The following is a 6,309-nucleotide window of genomic DNA, read 5'->3' as shown; positions in this document are numbered from 1 at the left end:
CGGACATAAGTCTCATCATCCATGCAAAGCTCTCCAGCACCGCTGCCGGCATTGCTGCCGGACTACGAACGCGAAAAGCTGAACGCTGAAATGCTTCTCAACAAGGCGGCCTACGGCGCATGCTTACAATCATCCTTACCTTCATGGGGAGCCGCTGCCGGGCCGGGGACAGCCGGTCAAGGCCGTAAGCCGCGCAGCGGTGGCGCGAAGCGCTATACGAGCCAGTATCATCACGGGGAGAACATGGCCGATGCTACGCCGGATCAGATCGACCCGACCGAGCTAACCGGTTTCACGAAGCGTACATTATGCATTGTAAACGCATTACAAGCGTGAACGGAGTTCACATTCATCGCCTATGGTAGCGCTATGGCGTACACGTGGTGATCAGCACTATCGGGCGAGGCCCGCTAGGCGCTCCAGGCGCTCCGCAACCTTTTCCAAACGATTGGCGGCAGCGTCGAGATGATCGGACGCCGCCTCCCCGGGCACGGAAAGCGCCCGGCAGACCATGTTCGTGAGATCGTCGGCGAGCGCGACCGGATCGAAGTCCCCTTCGTTGCGCAGGAAGGCCCAGGTACGGTGCTCGACGCCGCCGAAGATGAGGTCGCGCACGAGGCCCGGCGCCACATCCGATCGGAACTCTCCCGCGGCGACAGCGGCGCGCACGATGTCGACGATACGGTGCGTGTAGGACTGATTGAGCTGGAAGACGCGGGTCTCCCGATAGCTCGGCTCGGAGCGCAGCTTCTGGAAAACGAGGCGGCTCAACCCAGGCTCGCGCCGGATCGAATAGAGGTGCTGAACCACCACGAAGCGGATCTGGTTCCAGGTCCCCCGAACCGCAGCGAATTGCGCCTGGTCTTCCTCCAGCATCTCCTCATACCAGCTCTCCACCACCTTCACGAGCAGGTCGCGCTTGTTGGTGAAGAAGCGGTAGATGCTGCCCTCCACCACGCCGGCCCGTTCCGCGATCTCGGAGATGAGGGCATCGTCATAGCCACGCTCCGTGAAGACCTGCCGGGCCGCGATCATGATGTCGGAAATCCGCTTCTCGGGCGGCAGCCGGTTGGCGTGACGCCGCGTCCTCGTCTTTTCCTGCGTCGCTGCCTTTCCCATCCTGTATCCTTCCAGCTTCCGCGGTCCGCCAGGGCATCGCCTCGAAACACCCTGACGCGTTTCATAGGCATGCGGGAACGAAAGGCAAACTCGCCCGCACGGCGTCCCGTCAGTCGTAGCGCCGGGTATCGACGATGCGGCGATCATCCGCGGGGACGGCGCCCGGCGGCAGCAGGCACACCACGCCGCCAAGTCGGGTGACGGCGCGCAGCGTCTCGGCCATGCGCGCCTCCAGGCCCGCATCTGGGGCCTCGACCTCCACCTCGAGGGTGAGCACGTCGCGCTCGTCGGCGCGGGACACCACGAAGCGCGCGCGGACGATCTCGGGATGCGCCCGCGCGACCTCCGACACCTGGGCGGGGTGCACGAACATGCCCTTGACCTTGACGGTATCATCCACGCGCCCGAGCCATCCGCGCAGACGCATGGCGGTCCGCCCGCATCCACTGGCCCCGGCCTTCACGGCGGAGAGATCGCCGGTGGCGAAGCGGATCAATGGATAGCGCGGGTCGGGACGGGTCACGACGATCTCGCCCGCCTCGCCTTCCGCGGCTGCCCGTCCAGTGACCGGGTCGATGATCTCGACCAGGAGATCCTCGTTGACCACCAGCCCGTCGTGCGCCGAGGTCTCATAGGCGACGATGCCGAGCTCGGCGGTGCCGTAGAGCTCAAAGACGGCAACGCCGCGATCCCGGAACGCCGAGCGCAGCGACGGCGCGACGGCGGCCCCCGACACCACCGCGCGCGCGATGGTGAAGTCGATGCCGGCGGCGTCGGCGGCCCGCGCGATGATGTTGAGATGGTCCGCCGTGCCCGCATAGGCTTCGGGCCGGTACCGAGCCATGACCTGAAGCAGTTGCTCCGTCCCTGCGCTCCCTGCGGGAATCACCGCGCAGCCGAGCGCGCGCGCGGCTTCGTCCATGAGAAAGCCACCCGGGGTGAGGTGATAGTTGAAGGTGTTCAAAACGATCTGCCCGGTGCGGAACCCCGCGGCGTGCAGGGCCCGGGCCGCGTTGGAGCCGTCCGGGACGGAAAGCTGCGGTTCGCAGATGGGGCCCGGCGACAGGAACAGGCGCGGGAACAGCGCCGCCGGCTGCTTGACGAGGTCCCCGAACGGCGGCGCGCTCGCCTGGAGGCCGGGAAGGGCCGCTTTCCGCAGGATCGGCAAGGCCCCCAGCGCGGCGAGGTCGAACCGACGTGACCGCTCACCCCCGAGAGCGAGCACGGCTGCGGTGTGGTCAAGCAGGCTCTCCAGCCTCGCCGCGCACGGCTGTGCGTCGCGAGCGTCGTAGAAATCGTCGGCGCTTGTCATCTTCATCCTCCCCGTGCGGGCCTGCCCGAGGCCGCAACGTGCTTTTCATGAATATAAGGGCACCTCGATAAATACGGCTTCTCGGCCACTTCTGGACGATCAAGAGGACCGGTGACCGCGGAGCGCCCCTGATTGGGCGCCGCTCGGCGGCGCTTTTCGGTTGCATTTTAGCTGTTCAGCTCCTCTCCGGACGCACTTCTCCTGTAGCCGAACCGGTCACGTCGGGGCGCGGGCGACGGCCAGCCCGTCCAGCTGCACCGCCCGGCGCATGTTGTAGGCCAGGTTCTTCAGCCCGATCCGCGCCTTGGCGCGCGCGATCTGCTCGCGGTACTGCCAGACCGTCGTGGCGTCCGGCACCGGATCCTCCAGACCCAGCCCCAAGAAGCGCATGAACGACAGCCGGTCGCGCAGCTGATACTCGAACTGCTCGTCGGAGAGGTTGTACAGCTCGCACAGCACGAGCGCCTTGAACATCACGACCGCGTCCCAGGGCTTGCGCCCCGCCTTGGACTTCCGCGCCTCCGGCGGACGCCGCCACACCGCCTCCAGCCGGGGCCGGAAATCCGTCCAGGGCACCATCGCGTTCAGCTTCACCAGCGGGTCCGCCTTCGCGTCCAGCCCGGCATAGCGCTTCGGGACATCGAAGAAGCCCATCTGGCCCATCAGCACCTCCCGGTCATACTGCCCACACTACAAATTTTACCGGAACCCGCCCAGTGCGCGACATTTTTCGAGGTGCCCATTACTCCTCCTCGCCTGTCCGCCCCAAATGCCCGGCCTTGCGCAGAGCAGCGATATCGGCATCTTCAAATCCAAGATCACGCAGAATTTCAGTTGTGTCGGCACCAGGCGGACGCCCCAGCCAACGGACCTGGCCCGGCGTGGCGCTCAGATGTGGGATCGGCCCGACGACCTGCGTTTGTTCATCCTCGACGGAAACGATGTCGCCGCGGTGAAGGATCTGCTCATTCGTCGTGATTTCCTCAACGCTCAGAACCCGCGCCGCAACCGCGTCATGTCGGGCGAATTCCTCTTCGACCTGTTGCAATGTGCGTGCGGTGACGAAGTCGTTGATCGCATCGAACACCTCGGCCATATGCTGCGACATCTGGCCGAGGGTGGCAAATCGCGGGTCATCGGCCAGCATGTCACCTCCGACGGCCCGCAACAGGCGCCGCGCTGTTTCCGCGCTGCCTGCCGAGACCGTCAGCCATACCCCGTCTGATGTGCGAAACATCCCGCCGGGAGCAAAGTCCATCGGTTGACGCAAACCGTTGCGACGAGGCGAAAGCCTTGCGCCCGTCAGAACGGGCACGGGATAATCCATCAACCGCAGAAGCGCCTCGAAAACCGCAAGGTCGACCACCTGACCGCGCGCCAGCCCTTTTTCACGCGCAAAGAGGGCAAACATGATTCCCAAAGCGCCCATCAACCCGGTCGTGCTGTCTGCGGCAGGAAACCCGGGATGCATGGGCGGGCCGTCCGGAAAGCCCGTCAGGTGGGCCAGTCCGCTCATCGCTTCGGCCGCACGCCCGAAGGCAGGCTTTTCACGCATTGGCCCATCCTGCCCATAGCCCGACACGCGCAGGATCACGAGGTCGGGGTTCCATTCATGCAGTTGTTGCGGACCGATACCCGCACGCTCCAGCACACCGGGTCTGAAATTTTCTATCAGGACATCTGCGGTTTCCACAATTCTGCGCAGCACATCACGGCCTTCCGGGCTCTTCCAGTTCAGGCTCAGGATTCTCTTGTTGCGGCCAAGGGTTTTCCACCAGGTACCAACCCCGTCCTCGGCTTTCGGACCAAGATCGCGCATCATATCCGTGTGACCGGGCGCTTCGATCTTGATGACCTCCGCGCCGAAATCGGACAGCAGCGTGGCAGAAAGCGGCCCCGCTATAACATGCCCAAGTTCGACAATGCGCAAACTTTCAAGCGGTTCATGCATGCTGTCACCTTTTGCCCGATACTCAGGCAACCATTATCTAACATATGGGCACCTCGATAAATACGGCTTCTCGGCCACTTCTGGACGATCAAGAGGACCGGTGACCGCGGAGCGCCCCTGATTGGGCGCCGCTCGGCGGCGCTTTTCGGTTGTTTTTAGCTGTTCAGCTCCTCTCCGGACGCACTTCTCCTGTAGCCGAACCGGTCACGTCGGGGCGCGGGCGACGGCCAGCCCGTCCAGCTGCACCGCCCGGCGCATGTTGTAGGCCAGGTTCTTCAGCCCGATCCGCGCCTTGGCGCGCGCGATCTGCTCGCGGTACTGCCAGACCGTCGTGGCGTCCGGCACCGGATCCTCCAGACCCAGCCCCAAGAAGCGCATGAACGACAGCCGGTCGCGCAGCTGATACTCGAACTGCTCGTCGGAGAGGTTGTACAGCTCGCACAGCACGAGCGCCTTGAACATCACGACCGCGTCCCAGGGCTTGCGCCCCGCCTTGGACTTCCGCGCCTCCGGCGGACGCCGCCACACCGCCTCCAGCCGGGGCCGGAAATCCGTCCAGGGCACCATCGCGTTCAGCTTCACCAGCGGGTCCGCCTTCGCGTCCAGCCCGGCATAGCGCTTCGGGACATCGAAGAAGCCCATCTGGCCCATCAGCACCTCCCGGTCATACTGCCCACACTACAAATTTTACCGGAATCCGCCCAGTGCGCGACATTTTTCGAGGTGCCCTCAACCCGAATTCAGTTTGCGTCATCTCTCAACCAGCCTTGTCACGGCGCGAGGGGTAGCGGCTTGCTTCACCCATATCCATTGCAATAATTCTAACAAGCGTCAGAATGCACGAAGCGCATCTCGAATCAAGTTTTTGATCCTGGTGCAGGGATAAATGGCTTAAGAGGAGGCCCGGCCCATGCGAGGCTTGAGTGGAAAACGTGTCATCGTGACCGGAGGCGGCAGCGGTATCGGTCGCGCGGTTTGCCAACGGTTCGGAGAAGAAGGTGCCGAAGTTGCTGTATTCGATCTGAACGAAGAGGGCGCGCAGGAAACGGCGCGCCTGATCAAGGACGCGGGAGGGAAGGCGCAAGCCTTCAAGGCGGACATCACCGATCGCGCGCAGGTCGACAAGGCCGTGGCAGAATTCGAGGCGGGCGGCCCGATCGACGCATTGGTAAACAATGCCGGATGGGATGTGATCAAACCGTTCCTCGATACGGACGAAGAGCTTTGGAAAAAGGTCATCGACATCAACCTCTATGGCCCTCTGAACATGCATCACGCAGTGCTGCCAGGCATGGTCAGGAATGGCGGCGGTCGCGTGATCAACATTGCCTCTGATGCCGGTCGCGTCGGTTCGTCCGGAGAAGCGGTTTACTCCGCCTGCAAGGGCGGTATCATTTCTTTTACCAAGACCGTGGCACGTGAACTGGCGCGCAAGGGCATCCAGCTGAACGCCGTCGCGCCCGGCCCGACCGACACCCCGCTTTTTGCCCAGGTTGCCCAGGGCGAGGCCGGGGAGAAGATCGCCGAGGGCCTCAAGCGGGCCATCCCGATGAAACGTCTGGCTCAGCCCAGCGACTATCCCGGGATCATCTGCTTCCTGGCGTCTGACGACGCAGGTTTCATCACCGGCCAGGTCATATCGGTTTCGGGCGGCTTGTCGATGCATGGCTGACCGGTGGCGGCAATGTCTGTCACGAGGCATTGCCGCCATTCCGCGACCAGTGTTACCTCCCCAACTGGCCGCGTCCAAAGTGCGGCCTTTTCTTTATTGCGTGCCTATCCGGTTAAGGCATACACCCACTAGGCAGTGTGGACGAAATCGCGATTGAATCTCGCTCAGGTATTCCCCTGCCGAATCCGGCATGATTCATAGGCCTCCGACTGATTCGGAGACCAGAAGCCATGTCGACGCGGATGGACGAGGAGG

The 6,309-nt window shown here is 63.7% G+C and carries 5 protein-coding genes and 2 pseudogenes; 2 read left to right on the top strand and 5 right to left on the bottom strand.

Going from position 1 to position 6,309, the window contains the following annotated elements:
* Positions 1-21: 21 nt before the first annotated feature.
* Positions 22-336: a hypothetical protein gene (locus tag ABLE93_RS26605; protein WP_348842677.1), complete on the top strand. Its 315-nt coding sequence runs from the start codon at positions 22-24 to the stop codon at positions 334-336.
* A 57-nt stretch (positions 337-393) separates the two neighbouring features.
* Here ABLE93_RS26605 and ABLE93_RS26600 read toward each other — a convergent pair whose 3' ends face one another.
* The 5 genes and pseudogenes from ABLE93_RS26600 to ABLE93_RS26580 form a co-directional block, all read right to left on the bottom strand.
* On the bottom strand, positions 394-1,119 hold the full coding sequence (locus ABLE93_RS26600; RefSeq protein WP_348842676.1) for a TetR/AcrR family transcriptional regulator: 726 nt from the start codon (positions 1,117-1,119) through the stop codon (positions 394-396).
* A 109-nt stretch (positions 1,120-1,228) separates the two neighbouring features.
* A complete protein-coding gene (locus ABLE93_RS26595; protein ID WP_348842675.1) occupies positions 1,229-2,431 on the bottom strand; it encodes a phenylacetate--CoA ligase family protein in 1,203 nt (400 codons plus the stop codon).
* Positions 2,432-2,737: 306 nt separating this feature from the next.
* Positions 2,738-3,094: pseudogene (locus tag ABLE93_RS26590) on the bottom strand (transposase); the annotation flags it as partial.
* A 79-nt stretch (positions 3,095-3,173) separates the two neighbouring features.
* Positions 3,174-4,382, bottom strand: coding sequence for a CaiB/BaiF CoA transferase family protein (locus tag ABLE93_RS26585; RefSeq protein WP_348842363.1), 1,209 nt, complete (start codon positions 4,380-4,382; stop codon positions 3,174-3,176).
* Positions 4,383-4,676: 294 nt separating this feature from the next.
* Positions 4,677-5,033: pseudogene (locus ABLE93_RS26580) on the bottom strand (transposase); the annotation flags it as partial.
* 259 nt (positions 5,034-5,292) lie between these two features.
* On the opposite strand from ABLE93_RS26580, the gene ABLE93_RS26575 reads away from it, so the two are divergent.
* Positions 5,293-6,054: a glucose 1-dehydrogenase gene (locus tag ABLE93_RS26575; RefSeq protein WP_348842674.1), complete on the top strand. Its 762-nt coding sequence runs from the start codon at positions 5,293-5,295 to the stop codon at positions 6,052-6,054.
* Positions 6,055-6,309: the final 255 nt, after the last annotated feature.

This window comes from Xanthobacter pollutisoli (assembly GCF_040044995.1).
Taxonomy (GTDB): domain Bacteria; phylum Pseudomonadota; class Alphaproteobacteria; order Rhizobiales; family Xanthobacteraceae; genus Xanthobacter.
The sequence above is the reverse complement of the archived record's forward strand: the minus strand, read 5'-3'. Positions and strand labels throughout refer to the sequence as shown.